Genomic DNA, 18,558 nt, shown 5'->3' with positions numbered 1-18,558 from the left:
TCAGGCACTTTCCTCTGTAGTGGCAATGGCCATATTTATAGCAGTCTCAGCAATATTTGTCCCGTATTCTGCTGTCCTCTCTATACTATCGGCCACAGTTCCCAGCCCGACTACAGTCCCTACATCTTTTAGTTTCATAAAGGATGCATTGAGTTTGTCAACATCGGTTTTTATGTGCTGTATGTTCTCAATGGTTTTATTCGCAAGTTTAACATCACAACCATAGAGGGCATCAATTGCTTTTTCCACGGTACTGCGTGCATCCTCACTCGCCTTTTCTATAGGCTCCATTATTTCTTCGGGAACGGGTCCTTGCAGTTTTCTGGTCACTCCTGCGATTCTGTGGGCATGGTCTGCAATCCTTTCCAGGGAACTTGCAACAAGTCGGAAATCATGATATTCATCAATGGATGTCTCTGTGGTATCGGCAAGACGTGTACCTCTGAACAGGGAGCGGAACTGTTTTGAGATAAGCAAAAACAATCGGTCCACTTCATCATCCCTGAGCATCACATCAAGTGCAAGGTCTTTTTCACCGGTCTTGAGAGATTGGATGGCGTCCTTGTGCATTGAAGTGGAAATTAGGTACATCCTGCGAATACTTTTTTTGATGGAAACTTCTTCAGGGTTTAGCAAATCCTGTATGAGAACACCTTTGGAGGTTTCCTCGATGATTTCAGGGCCGATTAATTTGTGGCAAACTTCTCGTATTATTGTTTTCTGTTCGGCAAGTATTCTTGGGGAAACAAGTTCGATAAGGTCATAGCCGGCAACATAGGCGGCAATTATGTTACGTATCAGGCCTTCTCCCTTGTAATTGGTAATCTCCATCTTGCGTTTTTTGGGTTTTGTTGTGGTGTCCAGAGTGGCTATATTAAGGGATCCATCAGGTTGGTTTCTGACGGATACTCTGGAGCCGGCTTCAACTCCCATTCTCTGTGCCCAGGGTTTTGGGAGGGAAATAATGTATGTAGAACCTCCGGTTTGCTGTACTTTTCTTGTTTCTATATCCATCCCTCGGTCAATTCGTCTTCACTATATATGCGTATATAGATGGATTCATTGTATATATGTCCATTGTATATATTTTTCATTCAATAGCTTCTCTGTACCCGTATTTTCCAATAAGGGGTACAAAAATGACGCCGCCGAGTTTTTCCTCTCTGAAGGTCCCGTCATCAAGTTTGTGGGCAAGAATCAGGTTCTGCATGTATTTGCCAACCGGTATCACCATAATTCCGCCCGCTGAAAGTTGCTCTTTGAGAGGTAGAGGAATAGATGGAGCTGCGGAGGTTACGCACATACGTTCATATGGAGCCTGGGGGGGATAACCGAGGGTGCCGTCGGCTTCGATGACAGTAACATTGGTGTAACCCGCTTCCCTAAGATTATTTTCGGCAAATTGCTTTAAAAAAGGTATTCTTTCAATGCTGTATATATGTCCCTCTTTGCCTACCATTTCGGCCATCACAGCAGCATTGTATCCAGAACCGGCTCCGATTTCAAGGATCTTCATGCCTTTATCTATATCCAGGACATCACACATTATGGCTACCATGTGTGGTGCAGAAATAGTTTGCTTGTTCCCTATCGGTAAAGGGGAATCAATATATGCAGAATTCTTAAGATATTTTGGAACAAAAAGGTGCCTGGGGACTTTCCCCATAGCTTCAAGCACCTGCTTTTTGATTCCTTCTTCCTTGATCTGATTTACCAGTTCCTTACGTTTCTCTTCATACTCCAAGCGGTCCTGCCTCCACCCCAGCCTTTCTTATATGCCACCCTGCCGAAGATTCTTTTTATATATTTGGCCTCTACTTTGTCTCCCCTTTTAAACCTGAATTTGCCTCCACGTATCTTTATTCTTGTGATCCTGAAGCGCTCTCCTCCAGCTTCGTATTCCAGACCGACCTCGAAAATTTCCTCTCCTGGTACTCTTTTTGTGTGGGGATTGGTATTTCCTATGGATTGTACGGATATTTTTACATCGACTTCATCAATTGCACGTGCCCAGATGGTTTCAACGTCTGCAATCTTTGCGTGTTCTTCACGTTTTGTAGGTGTTTCGATGGAAGTGATCTGTATGGGGTATACGTCTTCACCGTTCTGGTCTTCCACAACCAATTCTTCGTTTGTTGTGACTACCTGTTTCTCTTCAAAAAGTGCATTTGTCTTGAATGATTCATCCCCTCGACTGATTACGATTCTTACCGGGATGGTCTTCTCTGTCTCAATCTCTGTGGGATGTACATCACCGCAAACCTGGCACCGGACAAGCATGTTCTGTCCATCCTTCAGTATGTCGTGCCACACGAATTCCTGTGGTGAGCATGCAGGGCATGTGGTCTCGATCTCTTCACTCATGATTGCCAGTTAGGTTTGAGGGTATATATCTAATTGATGCTTATTGGGTATTGCCGGCTGCATGTGCGGCTATGAATTCCCTTAGTAGTTTTGTACCGAGCAGGGCTGTCTGTCCACTGTCATAGTCCGGTGCAATTTCCATAATATCAAAACCAACGGTGTGTGGGGCAAAAGCATGTATCAGGTCCCTGACCTGCCAGGGGTCAAGACCAAAGGGTTCAGGAGTGCCTGTTGCAGGGGCATAAGCAGGGTCTAAACAGTCCATATCCAGGGAAAGGTAGAATTGTGAGGTGCCTATTTCTTTCATAACCTTTGTAGCAAGTTTTTTGGCAGAGTATTCTTTCACATTTTCCGGTGTGTAATAGGATATGTTGTTATCGTTTGCAAAATCCCATTCATCCCGGGGTCCGCTCCTTGTTCCAATGGATACATACCTGTCGGTGACCTCTTCTAAGATATGCCGGCTGACGCATGCATGGTTATTTCTCACTCCGCCAAACTCTTCCCGCAGGTCAAAATGGGCATCCAGTGCGATCACTCCAATGTCATCATTGTCTTTTGCACAGGCTTTAACGGTGGAAAGAGTAAGGGAGTGTTCCCCGCCCATCATGATGGGAATCTTTTCATTTTTTACGATGTCCCTTGCATCATAGTAAAGGTCCCTGAGGTTTTCATCAACTGAAGAATAAGCTTCAAGATTACCTGCATCATGAATTGGAATTGATGCGAGGTCGATATCAAAAAAAGAGTTGTAACTTTCAAAATTTTCAGACGCCTGTCTCATAGCATCCGGAGCCCTGCGACTTCCCGGCCTGTAGGAGGAAGTCCCATCAAAAGGGACTCCGAATATAACATATTTTGCAGCCCCGTAATCCCACAGGGCGTCCATCATAAGGGGCTGGTAGAACATTTCGTTATTTAACGCAGGTCAATCTTCATTTTACCCATGGCGGTTATGTATGAAATGTCTCCTCCTTCGTTCACCCTGTCCTTGTATTCATCAGGGATCTTCATTTCGAAGGTAGAGTAGTCTTCCATGTCCATGAGCTGGGCGATGTCTCCTGTGACGGAAAGAACCTGTGCACTTTTCCTTTCGACAATAGGTACAAAGGTCTTTGAGGAAACGGAACTTACGATTGAACGTTTTTGACCATCGAAGATACCAACTGCGTCAATCCTTGCTTTAGCAGAACCGTGTTTTCCGGGTTTGGATTTTGACAGGCCCTTGATAATGCATGGTTCGTCATCGATAATTACGTATTTGCCTTCCTTGAGTTCCTTTACTTCAACCTGTTGTTTCATGCGATTATACTCCTTTGATAAAATATGAACATTAATAATCAGGGGTATAATTTTCAGTTCCCTTATATCAACTTAACGAACTGATTCATCATAATCAATGGGTTTTTCCATTTCCAGTAATTTTTTCTTTAATTCTGTGCCGCCTGCATAGCCACCTATGCCATTTTTAGCAACTACCCTGTGGCAGGGTATTACCAGGGGATAGGGATTTTTGTTAAGCGCCCGGCCAACTGCTCGACTGGCTTTGCTTTTACCAATGTCTTTTGCCAGTTGTCCATAGGTGCGTGTTTGTCCGTAAGGAATCCTACGGGTGGCTTCCAGGACTTCCCTCTGGAACTTTGTAAGGTGTGTAAGGTCCGGGTCATATTTGAGGAAATCCACATGCTCGCCTGCGAGATATTTCATAATGTCGCAACACAGCTGCTGCATATTCATTTTTTGCCTTCAAAAACTTCCTTCTCGATTTGTTTGCGCTGCTTGCGCATCTTCCTCCAGCCAATCCCATGGTATCCGATTATGGTTACGATTAATATGATTGCACCTATCAGGTAGGGGAAAGTGGATTTCAAGAGGAGGGGATTGATGTTGTCACGTTGTTCATAACTGGGATACATGATATCTCCTCTGTCTGTGCTATGTCCCAGTCCCAGGGCATGTCCTATTTCGTGTTTGGAAACCTCCTGCATATTTGCATCGCCATATTGTACCCAGGAAAAACCCTGGTAATTTCCCACTTCAAGCACAATTTCAGCATGCAGGTATTTGTTCCCGACAATGGTGGGTCTACAGTATCCAGCTACTCCTTCACCGGCTCCTTCTACCTTTTCAAGATTTTCAACCCAGCGAACATTTATGTCAGCGTCAGGATCATCGATGACCTTGAATACCGGCTGGTAACTGAGGGCCTCGTTGCCACCTTTTTCCCAGTAATCCAGAGCAATTTCAACCTGTTCTCTGTAGGTGGGACTGTAGTGTTGAGGCGTATCCTTATCATCTATATATACTGTTATGGGGCTGTGGTCCCAGGGTTTGTCTGATATTTTTTCAATATCTGCAAGGGATGTGCCAGTGAAAAATATCATGACGGCAAGTAGTACGAAAAGGATTTTTCTAGCCGGTATTTTCATACCAACCAGTAATCTCCCATCAAAAATAAAGATTGCCCGGGGTACAATTATATTTTAATAGTAGTAGAATTATTTTCTTCCTATGTTTAAAAAGTCATTAATCCTAGGCGTTGCTTTTCTCATACTTATTTCATGTGGATGTCTTTCTGCGGATGAAAACCAGATCGTAAATTCGACCACAACGGTTGCCAGCGTGATAGATGGGGATACTTTTGTGACGGATTCCGGGGAGTATGTGAGACTAATCGGGATAGATACACCGGAGGTAGATGAACCCTATTATACTGAGGCAAAAGATTATTTGTCCACCCGGATCGAAGGTAAGCAGGTTTTGATGGAAGGGGATAGCAGTAACCGGGATACATATGGCCGTCTGTTGAGATACGTCTGGCTTGACGGTGAACTGGTAAACAGGGAGCTTGTGGAAGAAGGACTGGCTCTGTCCAGGGCCTATGAGCCCGACACGAAGTATCAGCATATTTTTGCTGAAGCCCAGCAACATGCAAGAGCTGAGAAATCAGGGTTCTGGTCCTATTTGAAAAATAACAATACTGCAGTTATTTCTTATCGGGAAGCAGGCAGTCATACAGGCGAGGTGAAAACGGTTGAAGGTAGGGTGGTATCAACAGCTAAAAATAAGGAGGATGGCATAATCTATCTGAATTTCCATGATCCTTACAAGGGTTACTTCACTGTACTTATATGGCAGGACAGCTGGTCAAACTTTCCTCAATCTCCTGATACTTACTATGAAGGTAAGGACGTGCTGGTGACAGGCAAGGTCAAGGATTACAAGGGCACACCTGAGATTGAGATAAGTGGAGTTTCACAGATTGAAATTGTGGGGTGAATTTTCTTGATTGGATAATCTTTTAATGTTTTGTATTTTACTATTATCCAGTATGGAAAACAAACTGGCAGTGGTCTTTGACAGTGCGGGAACATTGTTGCATATGTATCGTGTTGCCAGGGATATGTCTAACGGGATGATGCTGGAAGATATAGAAAGCACGATGCTGGTGGCAGGTCGCAAAGGCAGGGCACTCGTAGTGCTCCATGCCGACATGGAAATGATACTGGAGTCACAACCCCACCGGTTACTTTCGGATTTCATGGAAAAAGAACACGTAGGGATGGATGTGAGTTGTTCCAACGGGGAGACCTCTCCATCCGATATTTCAAAAATAGTAAAGCAGGGTGATGTGGCTCTCGGGGACGTTCAGGAAGTATTTTGCAGGGTAAAGACTCGCTGTCCCAATATATTTTACCTGGCGTGTGGCTTGATAGTAGATGTTGTTGAGCAGTCAGTAACCTATGTAGTCAGTACCGGGGGGCGCCTTTATCCTGAAAGTAAGGATACTTTGCAAGCTCTTTACCAAAGGGGAGTTGGGCTTTATATTGCCTCTGGAGATAGCATGAAAAACCTGAGCAGGCTCTCCCGCTGCATCGGTGTTCCTATTGATGGGGTTTTTGATATTGCTTCTACATTTGACAAGGAAAGGATAGTTCAGGATCTCAAAAAACAGTACGATAAAGTCATTATGGTAGGGGACGGAATGAACGACATGCTGGCATTAAGATCGGCTGATCTAGGAATTCTTACAATTCAACAGGGAGATTCCCGGCCTTCCAGATTGCAGGAATCTGCCGATGTTGTGGTAGGCAATATTGCCGAGGTTGTCAGGCTTGCAGATGAGGCAATTCTATCTTAACACTACCAGCAGCCGTTTTTCTAAAGTTAACAGCGATATAATTATGCGTTACGTTTATGTAGTGTTTAATGTAATCCAGTTATAAAATACCAGATTTAAATTTTTGGTGATGTTGGGCCTGCTCACAGGTTTATGGTTTTGTGCATACCGCGCAAAATATTAAGTACATTTACTGTATAATCTCAAACCAGGTCTGATAATATCCATGTTGGAGGTACTCAAATGTCATTATTCATCGAGATCAAAGACCTTACCATCTCTTATAATGGTGCAGTGGTCTTAAAGAATATCAATCTCAACATAAATGAAGGTGAAGTTGTCGGAATCCTGGGAAAAAGCGGTTCCGGTAAAACGGTATTGATGCATGCGCTACGCGGTGCCGAGGAATTGGACGAAATCACAGGTTCAATAATCTATCACGTTGCACGTTGTGAAAAATGTGGTTATATAGAACCGCCCAGTATGGTAGGGAAGGCCTGTTCACATTGCGAAAACGGTAAATTTGAAGCCTTCGAAGCGGATTTTGCAAAACTTGGCATTCATAATAACGAACGCAGGGCAGTATCCCGCAGGGTTGCGATTATGCTCCAGAGGACCTTTGCCCTTTATGGAGATGACAGGGTAATTGCCAATGTAGTAAATTCCCTGACAGAGATTGGTTATAGCGGCCCCGATGCAATGGAGCATGCTGTACAACTTCTTGAAGAGGTCCGTCTCTCCCACAGGATGATGCATGTGGCCCGTGATTTAAGCGGGGGGGAGAAACAGAGGGTAGTTCTTGCACGCCAGCTTGTGAGGGATCCCATGTTGTTGCTTGCCGACGAGCCGACAGGAACCCTTGATCCCAGGACAGCAAAAGTGGTACATGATGTTGTAGAGGATACGGTTTCATCCCACAATATGACAATGGTGATCACTTCTCACTGGTCAGATGTCATTGAGGACCTGGCCGATAGGGCAATTCTCCTCGAGGAAGGGGAAATTGTATGTGAGGGTGATGCCTGTGATGTTTCCCGCGACTTTATGAAAATGGTTACTGACATTGGTGAATGGGAAAAAGCCAATGTAGGCGAAGATATCATCAGGGTGGAGGACCTTGTGAAAAAATACATCTCCGTTTCAAGGGGTGTGGTTTATGCCGTAGGCGGTGTGAGTTTTAATGTGAAGGAAGGTGAGATATTCGGGCTTGCAGGTACCAGCGGTGCAGGGAAGACAACTACTTCTGAAATGCTCATGGGCAATGTACAACCAACAAGCGGGGCAGTGCATGTTCGCGTTGGTGATGAGTGGGTGAATATGAGACAACCCGGAGCTGACAACAGGGGGCGTGCGGTTCGCTACATGGGTATCCTGCATCAGGAATATGGTCTGTACACACACCGAACAATCATCGATAATCTGACCGAATCAATCGGGATTGATCTTCCCTACGAACTTGCTACCAGGAAGGCCATCAATACTCTTGTGACAACCGGTTTTAATGATAACAAAGCCAAACACATCCTTCCTAAAATGGCCGATGAGATAAGTGAAGGAGAGAGGCACAGGGTTGCTCTGGCCCAGATTTTAATGAAAGAGCCAAATATCATTCTAATGGATGAGCCTACCGGTACCATGGACCCGATTACAAGGACCGAGGTAACCAAATCCATCCTAAAGGCAAGGGAAGAGATGGGCAATACATTTGTGATCGTGTCCCATGATATGGATTTCCTTACTGATATCTGTGACCGTGTAGCACTAATGAGGGATTCAAAGATAGTTGATATAGGAGAGCCAGAAACGGTCCTTTCCCAGCTTACTGAAAAGGAACTTGAAGAAGTTCCTCAACAGTAACTTTATCATTAAGTGCTCTCTATGTAGTGATTGGAGGAATTTGGGACGATTCAAGTGCTTGTTAACGGCGAGAAGTTATCTCTCCCGGATGGTGCTACAGTACAGAAAGCCATCGATACAGCAGAGGCACCCTACAAAAAAGGTGCATCCGTGGGCATTCTCAAAAAATCAGAAAGTGTCCGTTCTGAAAGTGTAAAAGAGTATCGGGTCAAGACCACAAAAGGAGAATTACGTCTTGAAATAATTGATCATCTTTCCGCTTCTGCCCGGAGGTGGATGGAAGGTTTCAAGCAATATGAAGGAATTTCCCTGCACTGGGATAGCAAGGATGCCACCGCCTTTGGCCCTTTCTCTGAATCTCTGAAACCGGAAAGAAATCCCACAAAGCTGGACAAATATGATGTATTATTTTCAGCGGGTGGCTATAACCCTTCTAATTTCCATCTTCTTTTTTCCCTTGCAGAGCATTCTGCAGATTACGGTGCACCTGCAGATGGTCCCTTTGCCAGGGTCGTGGGTGGCAAGAAACTTCTGACCAACTTTGAGCGTTCTGATCGCATTCTTGAAATTGAACCCGTAATAGAATGGCAGGAATCTGCAAAACATCTGGTCACAGCTGATACAAACACAATCTTAGAGGATGGCGATGGTCTCTTTACCTTTGTAAAAGTAAAACTTGCTCTTGAATCCCCTGAAGGAACCGAATATTTCTTTGGTCTAATTAAGGATGGTTTTTTCGAAGTTGACTATGAATCAAGTTCTTTTATCAGTGACAGTAGCTTAAAAGGTGAGATTTGCTCCTTTGAAAACTTTGAAACACGAAAGGATGGTGCAGTATGGGTACGAACTGCAGGTTATGGCACCGGTAAAGTGTTCATTTCCCGTGATGAAAGAGCCGCCAGTGTTGTACATTCGGTAATTGGCCATATAGAACAAGGTATTGAACTTATCCACATGGCAGGAAAAGGCCACTCTATATTTGTAAAGACGGATCCTGCTCCCATTAATATACTTGGGATGGGCTTTAATGAAGCTGAAAAACACCTTGAAGGACTGGGGGTTGAACTGGTACGTGAAGGGTATAAAGAAGACGATGCCAATATTGTGAAATTAAACCCCTCCAGTACTATCGATATCCTGCTGGCAAAAAAAGTAATCGCAACCGGGGCACCGGATTCCCTGGTTATCCGTGTTGAACTGTATGATGAACTCGCTCCCAAAACCCTGGATTTCTTCAGGCACGCTGTAGGTCTTACTTTCAGGCCGATAGGTACGCTGCCTGTTATGATGATATATGAGAATACATACTTATTTAAAGCCGCAAAGTCCGCTGAAAAATATAAGGAAATATTGCCGGAAAACGTGCTTGTGGACAAAACCAAAGCCTTTGAGATCGGAATTACTAACCAGGCCGCCAAAAGAATGGGTATTGTGGGGGTCAAAACAGAGGATGACGATCTGTTTGGTCCCACCGGAGAGAAATTTTCAAGTACCAATATAATAGGCAAAATCCTTGAGCCCGACAAATTCAAGGCATTAACCGAAAAGGATACCATGTACGTGCTGGAAAGTAACAAGGAGGAGATTGAATGAGCGGGGAGGATGTTGATGAGATTACAAAGATCGTGGTGATTGACTCAGACAGTGTACTTCCTTCTGATGCTGCGATGAAAATCTATGAGTCCGATGTAGATATAACCATCAAGGAAACCTGTTTCGGCACAATGGTAACAGGTCCGCGTGATTCGGTGGAAAAGGTAGTAGCCGAAGTAAGGGCCCTTGATCCGAATCATGTTTTTGTGAAACAACGGGGTTTCCCGCCAGGTGATGAACGTCGCTGCAGGGCTTCCAGAGGCGGAGGTCCTCGTCCGGGTTTCCATTACCTTAGAAATGAAGTAGCAACATTGCCCATAATCAGCAGAGCTCTTGATGAGTATGAGGCATATAATCCGGCTGAAAAGAAAGAATCTCCTGACAAAATTTCACCGTCCAAACTTAAAGATATTATTGAATCCGAATTATGAGGTGACACCTTGGCAAAAATTTTCATCTACCCCACTAACAGCCTTATCCTTTCTGATCTTGTGGAAAGGTTTGGTCACAAACCCCTTGCAATGATGGAGAAGATCCGGGAAAAAATCACTACAGTAGGTGTGGATTCCCCACCGATCAATATTACTCCCGAAGATCCCAAACATGGTTTGAAATATGCTGCAGTGGAAGTTCCTGCCGGTGTGAGGGGCCGTATGTCCATAGTGGGCCCCCAGATTGATGAAGCCGAAGCTGCGATTATCGTGCTGGATTCGGCATCTGCTTTTGGTTGCATGGGTTGTGCACGTACCAATGAACTTACAAAGTTCCTTGCACGCCAAAGGGATATTCCCCGTCTTGAAGTCAAATATCCCCGCACCGAAGAAGAAGGTAAAGATTTTGTATACCAGATTGCTGAATTCCTGAAATCCCTTCCCAAGGAGGATGAAGAATGAGTAATTCGGATAAGGTAAAAATAGCACTGGTTTCGTGCGGTTCTGAATATGCCGGTGTCCAGAAGGAACTGGAATCGGCAGCATCTTCCTTGAATGCTGAACTTGTCTATCCGGAGATGGATGTGGCATCACTGGACACCATAGGGCAGGAATTCGGACTGGAAGTTGCAAGTCCTGATCTGCGTCTCATGATGGCCCGGGCAAAAGCTGTAGTAGAAGGTGTGGCTGAAGTGGACGCTGTGTTTGTTGCTACCTGTTTTAGATGTGCTGAAGCTGCAATAGTTCGTAATGAAGTTCGCCGTTATATATTTGAAGATTCGGGTCTGCCGGTTATAAGTTATTCTTTTACCGAGCGAACGACTGCAGCAACTTTGCTGACACGTATGGAAGCCCTGACAACCATTGCAAAGAGCAAACATTTACTTGCAAGAGAGAATCAGGAAGGATTGACTGCGGGTATTGACTCTGGTTCAACCACTACCAAAGCTGTAGTTATGAGGGATGATGAGATAATCGGTGAAGGCTGGGTGCCCACCATCAAAGTGATTGAAAGTGCTGAAAAAGCCCTTCAGCAGGCACTGGACCAGGCCGATGTCAATAGAGAGGACCTGCAGGCAATTGGTACAACAGGCTACGGACGTTTCCTTATAGGCGATCACTTTAATGCCGACCTTATGCAGGAAGAAATCACGGTAAATTCCAAAGGCGCAGTCTACCTTGCAAAGACACAGCAGGGTGATGCCACTGTAATCGATATTGGTGGAATGGATAACAAAGCCATTTCCGTACAGGATGGGATTCCCGGTATGTTCACCATGGGAGGCGTGTGTGCAGGTGCTTCGGGCAGATTCCTCGAAATGACTTCCAAGAGACTGGGTGTGGATATCACGGAACTCGGGGATCTTGCAATCAAGGGAATGCAGAAAAATGTAGAAATGAACAGTTATTGTATTGTTTTCGGAATCCAGTCCCTTGTAAATTCCCTTGCCAAGGGAGCTACACCTGAAGACGTGGCTGCTGCTGCCTGTCACAGTGTTGTAGAACAAATATTTGAACAGCAGCTTCAGGAAGTTGAAGTTAAAGAACCTCTTGTCCTGGTGGGTGGTTCATCTCTGATCGCAGGTGTGCCCAAAGCTCTGGAAGAACTGCTCAAGATCGATGTCGTTGTTCCTCCTCATTCTCAACATATCGGTGCAGTGGGTGCTGCTTTGCTTGTTTCCGGCTTTGTGGATAAGGAGTGATTAGAATTGGCAACCCTTGAAAAGTTCGTGGTTGAAACCACTGTTGAAGAGGAAGCCGCTCCCTATCGAAAGATTGTATCAGATATTATCTCCGATCTGGGCATGGCGGGCAGGATCGCAAAAATCAAAGTAGCAATAAGGCCCGAAGATTCTCTTTTCCAGCTGGTGGCAGTTGTGCGCGGTGTCCTTCCACAGGTGATATTGAAAGATTTTGCCGAAATACAAAAGGGGGGCAGTGAAGGAGAAATTTTGATCACGATCTCTGTAGAAAAACATCTTCCCCGCCTGTTGCAGATGCTCTGGGATCGGTATGGGCGTGACAGCCTTGAGCAACCGGACAGGTGGACTATTTCCCTGATTGTGGATAATCCGGAGGAGGAGATAGGCTCTCTCGAAAATCTTGTTGTGGATGACCCGCGGCGCACACTCAAGTCCAATCTGGCGGATATGGCTATCAGGGTTGCCCCTGAAGGATTCAGGGTACGGTATCATTCGTTGAACGGTAATGATTTCATATTTGTAGCATCGGAAGATACGATGCAAAAAGAATGGATTGATGAAGCACATACGATGCTGGAAGAACTAAAGGGAGATGATGCCAGTGGCAGCAGTGCTTGAACCCTACGTCTATGAAGGCGGTGTGCACAAACACGGCCTTATTATTGAACTCCTGGAAGACCTGGGCGGCTATCTTGTACAGAGTACGCCGGCTGCAACGGAAATAAATCTTGTGATGTTGATTCCCCGTAAAGATGTCCCCCTGATGGAAGAACTTGCAAAGAAAATACTGGGCAAACTCACGCGAGCTCCCTTAACAGGTACCGAGATAGCTGTAGTATCCCCAACCCTTGCCTACCATCATCTACCTCATTCTGCATGTGATGTTGCCGAACACCTGCGCAGGGATGGTGCTAATACCAATATGCTGGGCCTTGCACGTGGTATGGGTCGGAGAGTGGCTCTTTCCCAGGATTATGAAAGAAGGCTAATCAACGAACATGACATTGCCGTTTACAGTTTTGGAAATTTCAGTGACTGTATAATTAATAAGAAGCCCAAACTTTTCTCGGGTGTTGACGTTCCGATTGTGGCTACAGGAGGCCCGGACCTCAGTACTGACGATGTAGAAGGGGCCGATGTTTATGTTGGAGGCATCGGACGTGTATCTCACAGGCTGCGTAATGAAGGTGAAATGGACCGCCTTGATGTATTGAATAAAACTGTCGGGGAAGTTGTGGATAAATTACGTGAAGAAATATCCCGGGATCCTCTTGCAGTATTGCCTGCAAGAGTGATGAAGGAGATTAAAGAGCAGGTGCCTGAAATTAATGATGTGTTAACTCCTGCCCCCATAACCCTTCAACTGGATGGTACGAGGGTAAAACTTCCCTTTGGGCAATTCCACGAAAAGCTGGAACAGCTGGAATTGGATGAAAATATCTCCCTCTCGGATGTGGCAAATATCATGCCTTCAAAAATGAAGGACTATATTCTCATAAAGATTCGCCGCCGCTCAGAGACCGGATTTACTGTATGATACAGAGGGTGTGTAATGGATCTGGAAAATATCAAGGAAATTCTTGAAAAGGGTGAAGATGAAGCGGTTTCCGATGTGCTTTCAACGGTTGAGGAACGATATGGGGAAGTGCCCTATATTCTCAATTTCATGAAAGATATGCCGGAGCTGTTAATCCCTAAAGTAATGTATGATAATTCTATAATGCGGGAGTTTGAAAGACTCGATCCTGAAACAATTGAACTTATCTGTGTGGGGGTTGCTTCTGCACTGAGATGTGATCATTGTCTCAAGATGCATATCAGGGTTGCCCGCAGGCTTGGTTTGACAAGGGAACAGATATTTGATGCTATTCTTATAGGCGGGTCTCTCTCCAATGCCTCGGTGCTTGCAGAAGGCACACGGGCCCTTGATGACGAGGTAAATGATAATTCCCCTTCCTGTGAGGGTGACTGCGATTCATGCAACATCACAGGTTCGGACAGGTAATTTTATCCCAGAAGCGGCATCCCGGTTATTAAGGCACCAGCCACGTAACCCAGAATCGCTCCGCTGTTTAAGAATGGGAGGCCTGCCTGGGGTTTTCCTTTCATGACCAGGATTGTCAGGGCAAAAAATCCGATAAGGGTGCCGATCATTGCTCCGATAGCGGGAAATCCTATGAAGCCTTCATGGGGAAGGAATACGTTTGCAGAAACGACTATTATTGTTGGCATTATGGCATCCCCTAATCCCATGTAGAAAGCTTCTTTTTCTCCATCTGTTGAGGGTGTGTCCTCAATAAATGAGTAATTTCTTTTTTTGGGTATAACAAACAGGATTGGCAGCTTTAGATCCATCACGCCCTCTGCAAGGGCAATCATATGTTTTGTCTTATACACCGAGATCGCATCGTAGGCTGCAAGCAGACCCAGCAGCACAATTGCAGGTAAAATGCCAAATGATATTCCAAATATTGAACTTGCCGCTGCTCCCACAATGATTCCTACAAAATCTATTATGTACCATTCAGGATGGACGTAAAGCAGGATGGTGAAAACAGTTGCCATTAACAGCCCCCCGATTACCGGTCCTTCTCCTCCCAATCCTGTAAGGTGGAAGAGGGGATAGAATCCGTAATACATGGTAGAAGCAACAGCAACAAGGATACTCATCTGGATAACCCATTGTATTTCTTTCTTGATAGCGAAAAGTAAAAACAGGGTGAATATGAGAATTGCGATTATGTAGTATATGGAATTGGCTGCTGACTGGGGGTTCTCTACTGCCTGCATACCCAGATCGTTCATTGGTTGTGCAAGGGTAAGTGCAATGATCTGGATGACCAGTATAAAGCCGGCCATTACAATCATCGGGAAGGATTCCTTGATTCCGTTTTCATTTTCACTCAAAATTTCTCATCCTGTTTGTATGATACAGAACCTAATGCAATATCCACTAATTAAGTTTATGTAATACTTAAGTAGTAACATGGATTAAGTAAAATAGAGGTCTTACCATGGAAACAAGGGACATTGTTTTTTCTATCGTTATGGTTGTATCAGCTTTTGTGTTGACATATGTATGGCTGGGTAGGTTCAAATACAGTCCGGCTAACTCATTGATAGTTCTTGCTGCCATTGTAATGGTAGGAGCCCTTGCAGCGATGCTCCTTTCCCTGGACATGCGGATGCGTAAGATTGAGCAGCAGCTCGATCTAAGAGAACGCTCTCTTCGGATTAATATTCAGAGTGTTGAAGACAACATGGGTAAAAAAATGGATACTGTCACCAATGTGGTGGATGATGCCATGGAAACCTTTAACAGAAGAAATTATCGTTAATCTTTTCTATTCTTCATTATTTTTAATCATCGACATCTGCCGAAAACAATATTAATGTGATGGTTTGTATGGGCAATTATCAACAAGTTTCATAATGGTGGGTGGGCTCAATGCAAATTAATCTTAAACCAATTGGTGTCATAAAAAAATCCGGGAAAAATTCAGAAATTCTGATATATTCGGAATTTGAGCAGGTAATCAGGAATATGCTCTCCAGGACAGGTAAGACCGCTGTTGAAGGAAATGATGTGCTGGTTGTCCATAAAGGTGACAAGAAGGATGGGCATCAGTTACAGGTTTCCAGAACAACTCTCCTTGAAAGGGCAGGTAATATACTGAAGGTAGGGCGGATGAAAGCCGATGATGACTCGGTGCTGGATATACGCCTCGATACGGATATTCAAATTCATCAAACCAATGTAAGAGGACACTGAATGGGTGTAGATATAGGGGACATACTGGAAAAAAGACAGGTTGGATTTGATGATCTTGCTCACAGGATTGTGGCGATTGACGGATATAATACCCTTTACCAGTTTTTAAGCATCATCAGGCAACGTGATGGTACTCCCCTGAAGGATTCTAAGGACAATATCACATCCCATCTCTCCGGTATCCTGTACAGGATGGCCAATCTTTTTGAAGCCGGTATAAAACCTGTTTTTGTTTTTGATGGCAAACCTCCTGATTTCAAGGCAGATACAATTAGCCAGCGTAAAAAGTCCAGGGCAGAGGCCCGTACAAAATGGGATGAAGCAAAAGAAAAAGGCCTGTCAGAGGAAGCTTACAAATATGCACAGGCCTCCTCAAAGGTCGATGCCCGGATAGTGGAGGATTCCATGCAACTTCTGGATTTCATGGGAATTCCCTGTGTACAGGCTCCTTCTGAAGGGGAAGCACAGGCAGCCTATATGGTGAACAAAGGTGATGCAGATTATAGTGCTTCCCAGGATTACGATTCCCTGCTTTTCGGTGCTCCGAGGGTAGTGCGCAATCTTACAATTACGGGTAAACGCAAATTGCCGGGCAAGAATGTTTACATTGATGTAGAACCCGAATCGATTGATCTTATGCAAAATATCAAGTTACTGGATATAGACCGTCAGCAACTGATCGGTATTGCCCTGTGTGTGGGTACTGATTATAATAAAGGGCTGGAGAAAGTCGGCCCCAAAACCGCCCTTAAATTAATAAAACAACATGGCAGTATTCATAAGGTTCTGGAGCACAGGGGTGAAGCCATTGATGAGCTTGATGCAAAGATCGATTTTTTCCTGAATCCGCCTGTAACGGATGCTTATGAACTGAAATGGAAATCTCCACAAAAGGAAAAAATAGTGGATTTCCTTTGCAAACAACATGATTTCTCTGAGGAGCGAGTTCTCAAAGCTGTAGATCGGCTTGAAAAAGCCGGCAAACAGCGAAGTCAGCAAACCCTGGATCAATGGTTTTGAACAATCAGGGACTTACCTGTCATTTCTTCGGGTTGCTTTATTGCAAGCATTTGCAGGACAGTCGGTGCAACATCGGCAAGGATTCCGTTTCTCATTTTAATATTTTGTCTTTCTGAGATGCATATGCATTTAACCGGATTGCTTGTGTGGGCTGTATGGGGCTGGTCTCCATGGGCTTCTTCCATTTGCTCCGCATTTCCGTGGTCGGCGATTATCAATGCTTCACCACCTTTATGTTGTATTTTAGTTATTACCTTTCCCACACATTCATCCACGGCCTCTACGGCTTTGATCGTCGGCTCAAAGAAACCGGTATGTCCCACCATATCCATGTTGGCAAAATTGAGTATGATCACATCATAGTTTGCTGATTCGATCTTTTCGGTGAGCTCTTCAGCAACTTCATAGGCACTCATTTCAGGTTTGAGGTCATAGGTTGCAACTCTGGGTGAGGGAATGAGACATCTTTCTTCTCCTTTGAATTTTTTTTCCGCCCCACCGTTGAAGAAAAAGGTGACATGGGCATACTTTTCAGTTTCAGCGATACGCAACTGGGATATATTTTCCATGCTCAACACTTCGCCAAGTGTATTTTTTATTTCTTTGGGGGGATAGGCAACAGGTACGTCCAGTTTTTCATCATACCGGGTCATACAGACATAATGCACCTGTGGATGCTTTTTCCTCTCGAATCCTTCGAATCCATCTTCCACAAATGCATAGGTAAGCTGCCTTGCCCTGTCAGGGCGGAAATTGAACATGATCACAGAATCGTTATCCTCAATCGTGGCTACAGGTTTGCCCTTCTCCTGAATAACAGTGGGTTTGACAAATTCGTCATTTTCTCCTCTGTCGTAGGCAAGCTGTACCGCTTCCACAGGGTCTTTAGCAGTTATTCCCTCTCCCAGTGTCAGGGCGTCATAGGCAAGTCGGGTGCGTTCCCACCGTTGGTCACGATCCATTGCATAGTATCTGCCGGATACACTGGCAGTCTTTGCGATACCATTTTCCCTGCAGAATACTTCATGCTCTTTCATATCCTCAAGAGCGGCCCGGGGGGGTACATCCCTGCCGTCAAGGAAAGTATGGATGAATACTTCACTTAAGGCTTCCCTTTTAGCCAGCTCTATCAGGGCACGCATGTGTTCTATGTGACTGTGGACTCCTCCGCGGGAAAACAGGCCCATGATATGCAGTTTTGAATTTTTTTCCTTCACATTCTTTATGGCATCACGCAGAACCTGGTTTTCGTAGATCTCCCCATTTTTGATTGCCAGGTTTATCCGGGTCAGGTCCTGGTAAACAATTCTGCCTGCACCGATGTTTAGATGGCCTACTTCGGAGTTTCCCATCTGTCCCTGTGGAAGGCCCACAGATTTGCCTGCAGCCTGCAAGAGGGAGGTTGGGTTCTCTTTTTCTAGCCTGTCAAGAACAGGGGTTCTGGCCTGTGCCACAGCATTTCCTTTTCTTGTGGGTGAGTATCCCCATCCATCCAGTATCATTAACAAGAGAGGTTTTCGGGTCGATGTCATGCTTTCACCCATGCTTTTATGCTATATAAATCACAACAATAAATTTATATTAAGTGACAGTTGATGAGTAACTAGTTCAATAATTCTCTCATTACAACACCTGTAATTTTTATGTGCAAGTGTTATCGGTAAGGATTTATTATATAAACTGTAAATTTATGAAGGT

Annotated in this window: 22 protein-coding genes; 13 read left to right on the top strand and 9 right to left on the bottom strand. The window is 44.7% G+C overall.

Going from position 1 to position 18,558, the window contains the following annotated elements; genetic code table 11:
* The 7 genes from EFE42_RS05565 to EFE42_RS05535 form a co-directional block, all read right to left on the bottom strand.
* Complete coding sequence (locus EFE42_RS05565) at nt 1-1,014, bottom strand: phosphate uptake regulator PhoU (protein ID WP_123136310.1); 1,014 nt, start codon at nt 1,012-1,014, stop codon at nt 1-3.
* Nucleotides 1,015-1,090: 76 nt separating this feature from the next.
* On the bottom strand, nt 1,091-1,744 hold the full coding sequence (locus EFE42_RS05560) for a protein-L-isoaspartate O-methyltransferase (protein ID WP_123136309.1): 654 nt from the start codon (nt 1,742-1,744) through the stop codon (nt 1,091-1,093).
* Nucleotides 1,711-2,364: an HVO_0476 family zinc finger protein gene (locus EFE42_RS05555; RefSeq protein WP_123136308.1), complete on the bottom strand. Its 654-nt coding sequence runs from the start codon at nt 2,362-2,364 to the stop codon at nt 1,711-1,713. The genes EFE42_RS05560 and EFE42_RS05555 overlap by 34 nt, the downstream gene beginning before the upstream one ends.
* A 40-nt stretch (nt 2,365-2,404) precedes the next feature.
* On the bottom strand, nt 2,405-3,274 hold the full coding sequence (gene speB / locus EFE42_RS05550) for an agmatinase (RefSeq protein WP_123136307.1): 870 nt from the start codon (nt 3,272-3,274) through the stop codon (nt 2,405-2,407).
* Between the two features lie 8 nt (nt 3,275-3,282).
* Nucleotides 3,283-3,666 carry a translation initiation factor IF-5A gene (locus EFE42_RS05545; RefSeq protein ID WP_123136306.1) on the bottom strand — a complete coding sequence of 128 codons (384 nt, stop codon included), beginning with the start codon at nt 3,664-3,666 and terminating at the stop codon, nt 3,283-3,285.
* Between the two features lie 72 nt (nt 3,667-3,738).
* Complete coding sequence (locus EFE42_RS05540) at nt 3,739-4,071, bottom strand: methylated-DNA--[protein]-cysteine S-methyltransferase (RefSeq protein WP_233564734.1); 333 nt, start codon at nt 4,069-4,071, stop codon at nt 3,739-3,741.
* Between the two features lie 26 nt (nt 4,072-4,097).
* Entirely contained in the window at nt 4,098-4,793 is a 696-nt protein-coding gene (locus EFE42_RS05535) for a matrixin family metalloprotease (protein WP_123136304.1), read from the bottom strand.
* Between the two features lie 82 nt (nt 4,794-4,875).
* Here EFE42_RS05535 and EFE42_RS05530 point away from each other — a divergent pair, with 82 nt between their 5' ends.
* The 10 genes from EFE42_RS05530 to EFE42_RS05485 all read left to right on the top strand — a co-directional run bounded on the left by EFE42_RS05530 (nt 4,876) and on the right by EFE42_RS05485 (nt 14,073).
* A complete protein-coding gene (locus tag EFE42_RS05530; protein ID WP_123136303.1) occupies nt 4,876-5,643 on the top strand; it encodes a thermonuclease family protein in 768 nt (255 codons plus the stop codon).
* 52 nt (nt 5,644-5,695) lie between these two features.
* Nucleotides 5,696-6,505: an HAD family hydrolase gene (locus tag EFE42_RS05525; protein ID WP_123136302.1), complete on the top strand. Its 810-nt coding sequence runs from the start codon at nt 5,696-5,698 to the stop codon at nt 6,503-6,505.
* A gap of 222 nt (nt 6,506-6,727) precedes the next feature.
* Nucleotides 6,728-8,341 (top strand): methyl coenzyme M reductase system, component A2, encoded by a 1,614-nt coding sequence (gene atwA, locus EFE42_RS05520; RefSeq protein ID WP_123136301.1) that lies wholly within the window; start codon nt 6,728-6,730, stop codon nt 8,339-8,341.
* Nucleotides 8,342-8,395: 54 nt separating this feature from the next.
* Nucleotides 8,396-9,934 carry a methanogenesis marker 3 protein gene (locus EFE42_RS05515; RefSeq protein ID WP_233564733.1) on the top strand — a complete coding sequence of 513 codons (1,539 nt, stop codon included), beginning with the start codon at nt 8,396-8,398 and terminating at the stop codon, nt 9,932-9,934.
* Nucleotides 9,931-10,365, top strand: coding sequence for a methanogenesis marker 6 protein (locus tag EFE42_RS05510; RefSeq protein WP_123136299.1), 435 nt, complete (start codon nt 9,931-9,933; stop codon nt 10,363-10,365). Before EFE42_RS05515 ends, EFE42_RS05510 begins: the two co-directional genes overlap by 4 nt.
* Before the next feature lie 9 nt (nt 10,366-10,374).
* Complete coding sequence (locus tag EFE42_RS05505; RefSeq protein ID WP_123136298.1) at nt 10,375-10,827, top strand: methanogenesis marker 5 protein; 453 nt, start codon at nt 10,375-10,377, stop codon at nt 10,825-10,827.
* Nucleotides 10,824-12,068, top strand: coding sequence for a methanogenesis marker 15 protein (locus EFE42_RS05500; protein ID WP_123136297.1), 1,245 nt, complete (start codon nt 10,824-10,826; stop codon nt 12,066-12,068). Before EFE42_RS05505 ends, EFE42_RS05500 begins: the two co-directional genes overlap by 4 nt.
* Nucleotides 12,069-12,074: 6 nt before the next feature.
* Nucleotides 12,075-12,686 carry a methanogenesis marker 17 protein gene (locus EFE42_RS05495; protein WP_123136296.1) on the top strand — a complete coding sequence of 204 codons (612 nt, stop codon included), beginning with the start codon at nt 12,075-12,077 and terminating at the stop codon, nt 12,684-12,686.
* Complete coding sequence (locus EFE42_RS05490; RefSeq protein WP_123136295.1) at nt 12,664-13,605, top strand: methanogenesis marker 7 protein; 942 nt, start codon at nt 12,664-12,666, stop codon at nt 13,603-13,605. The genes EFE42_RS05495 and EFE42_RS05490 overlap by 23 nt, the downstream gene beginning before the upstream one ends.
* A gap of 15 nt (nt 13,606-13,620) precedes the next feature.
* On the top strand, nt 13,621-14,073 hold the full coding sequence (locus tag EFE42_RS05485) for a carboxymuconolactone decarboxylase family protein (RefSeq protein ID WP_123136294.1): 453 nt from the start codon (nt 13,621-13,623) through the stop codon (nt 14,071-14,073).
* A gap of 2 nt (nt 14,074-14,075) precedes the next feature.
* On the opposite strand, the gene EFE42_RS05480 is transcribed toward EFE42_RS05485, so the two are convergent.
* A complete protein-coding gene (locus EFE42_RS05480) occupies nt 14,076-14,975 on the bottom strand; it encodes a presenilin family intramembrane aspartyl protease PSH (protein ID WP_123136293.1) in 900 nt (299 codons plus the stop codon).
* A 107-nt stretch (nt 14,976-15,082) separates the two neighbouring features.
* Between EFE42_RS05480 and EFE42_RS05475 the strand changes: the two genes are divergently transcribed.
* The 3 genes from EFE42_RS05475 to fen all read left to right on the top strand — a co-directional run bounded on the left by EFE42_RS05475 (nt 15,083) and on the right by fen (nt 16,860).
* Nucleotides 15,083-15,406 (top strand): hypothetical protein, encoded by a 324-nt coding sequence (locus EFE42_RS05475; protein ID WP_123136292.1) that lies wholly within the window; start codon nt 15,083-15,085, stop codon nt 15,404-15,406.
* A gap of 110 nt (nt 15,407-15,516) precedes the next feature.
* Nucleotides 15,517-15,840 (top strand): hypothetical protein, encoded by a 324-nt coding sequence (locus EFE42_RS05470; RefSeq protein ID WP_123136291.1) that lies wholly within the window; start codon nt 15,517-15,519, stop codon nt 15,838-15,840.
* A complete protein-coding gene (fen, locus tag EFE42_RS05465) occupies nt 15,841-16,860 on the top strand; it encodes a flap endonuclease-1 (protein ID WP_123136290.1) in 1,020 nt (339 codons plus the stop codon).
* Here the strand turns inward: fen and gpmI are convergent.
* Nucleotides 16,848-18,392, bottom strand: a complete 1,545-nt coding sequence (gpmI, locus tag EFE42_RS05460; RefSeq protein WP_123136289.1) for a 2,3-bisphosphoglycerate-independent phosphoglycerate mutase — start codon at nt 18,390-18,392, stop codon at nt 16,848-16,850. The genes fen and gpmI overlap by 13 nt on opposite strands.
* Nucleotides 18,393-18,558: the final 166 nt, after the last annotated feature.

Source organism: Methanohalophilus sp. RSK (assembly GCF_003722075.1).
Taxonomy (GTDB): domain Archaea; phylum Halobacteriota; class Methanosarcinia; order Methanosarcinales; family Methanosarcinaceae; genus Methanohalophilus.
This window is presented reverse-complemented; position numbering and strand designations above follow the sequence as displayed.

Excerpts from the sequence above, each read along its gene's own strand:
- EFE42_RS05565 (WP_123136310.1), bottom strand. The coding sequence starts at position 1,014 with ATGGATATAGAAACAAGAAAAGTACAGCAAACCGGAGGTTCTACATAC.
- EFE42_RS05555 (WP_123136308.1), bottom strand. The coding sequence starts at position 2,364 with ATGAGTGAAGAGATCGAGACCACATGCCCTGCATGCTCACCACAGGAA.
- speB (WP_123136307.1), bottom strand. The coding sequence starts at position 3,274 with ATGTTCTACCAGCCCCTTATGATGGACGCCCTGTGGGATTACGGGGCT.
- EFE42_RS05545 (WP_123136306.1), bottom strand. The coding sequence starts at position 3,666 with ATGAAACAACAGGTTGAAGTAAAGGAACTCAAGGAAGGCAAATACGTA.
- EFE42_RS05540 (WP_233564734.1), bottom strand. The coding sequence starts at position 4,071 with ATGAAATATCTCGCAGGCGAGCATGTGGATTTCCTCAAATATGACCCG.
- EFE42_RS05535 (WP_123136304.1), bottom strand. The coding sequence starts at position 4,793 with ATGAAAATACCGGCTAGAAAAATCCTTTTCGTACTACTTGCCGTCATG.
- EFE42_RS05530 (WP_123136303.1), top strand. The coding sequence starts at position 4,876 with ATGTTTAAAAAGTCATTAATCCTAGGCGTTGCTTTTCTCATACTTATT.
- EFE42_RS05525 (WP_123136302.1), top strand. The coding sequence starts at position 5,696 with ATGGAAAACAAACTGGCAGTGGTCTTTGACAGTGCGGGAACATTGTTG.
- atwA (WP_123136301.1), top strand. The coding sequence starts at position 6,728 with ATGTCATTATTCATCGAGATCAAAGACCTTACCATCTCTTATAATGGT.
- EFE42_RS05510 (WP_123136299.1), top strand. The coding sequence starts at position 9,931 with ATGAGCGGGGAGGATGTTGATGAGATTACAAAGATCGTGGTGATTGAC.
- EFE42_RS05500 (WP_123136297.1), top strand. The coding sequence starts at position 10,824 with ATGAGTAATTCGGATAAGGTAAAAATAGCACTGGTTTCGTGCGGTTCT.
- EFE42_RS05490 (WP_123136295.1), top strand. The coding sequence starts at position 12,664 with ATGCCAGTGGCAGCAGTGCTTGAACCCTACGTCTATGAAGGCGGTGTG.
- EFE42_RS05485 (WP_123136294.1), top strand. The coding sequence starts at position 13,621 with ATGGATCTGGAAAATATCAAGGAAATTCTTGAAAAGGGTGAAGATGAA.
- EFE42_RS05475 (WP_123136292.1), top strand. The coding sequence starts at position 15,083 with ATGGAAACAAGGGACATTGTTTTTTCTATCGTTATGGTTGTATCAGCT.
- EFE42_RS05470 (WP_123136291.1), top strand. The coding sequence starts at position 15,517 with ATGCAAATTAATCTTAAACCAATTGGTGTCATAAAAAAATCCGGGAAA.
- fen (WP_123136290.1), top strand. The coding sequence starts at position 15,841 with ATGGGTGTAGATATAGGGGACATACTGGAAAAAAGACAGGTTGGATTT.
- gpmI (WP_123136289.1), bottom strand. The coding sequence starts at position 18,392 with ATGACATCGACCCGAAAACCTCTCTTGTTAATGATACTGGATGGATGG.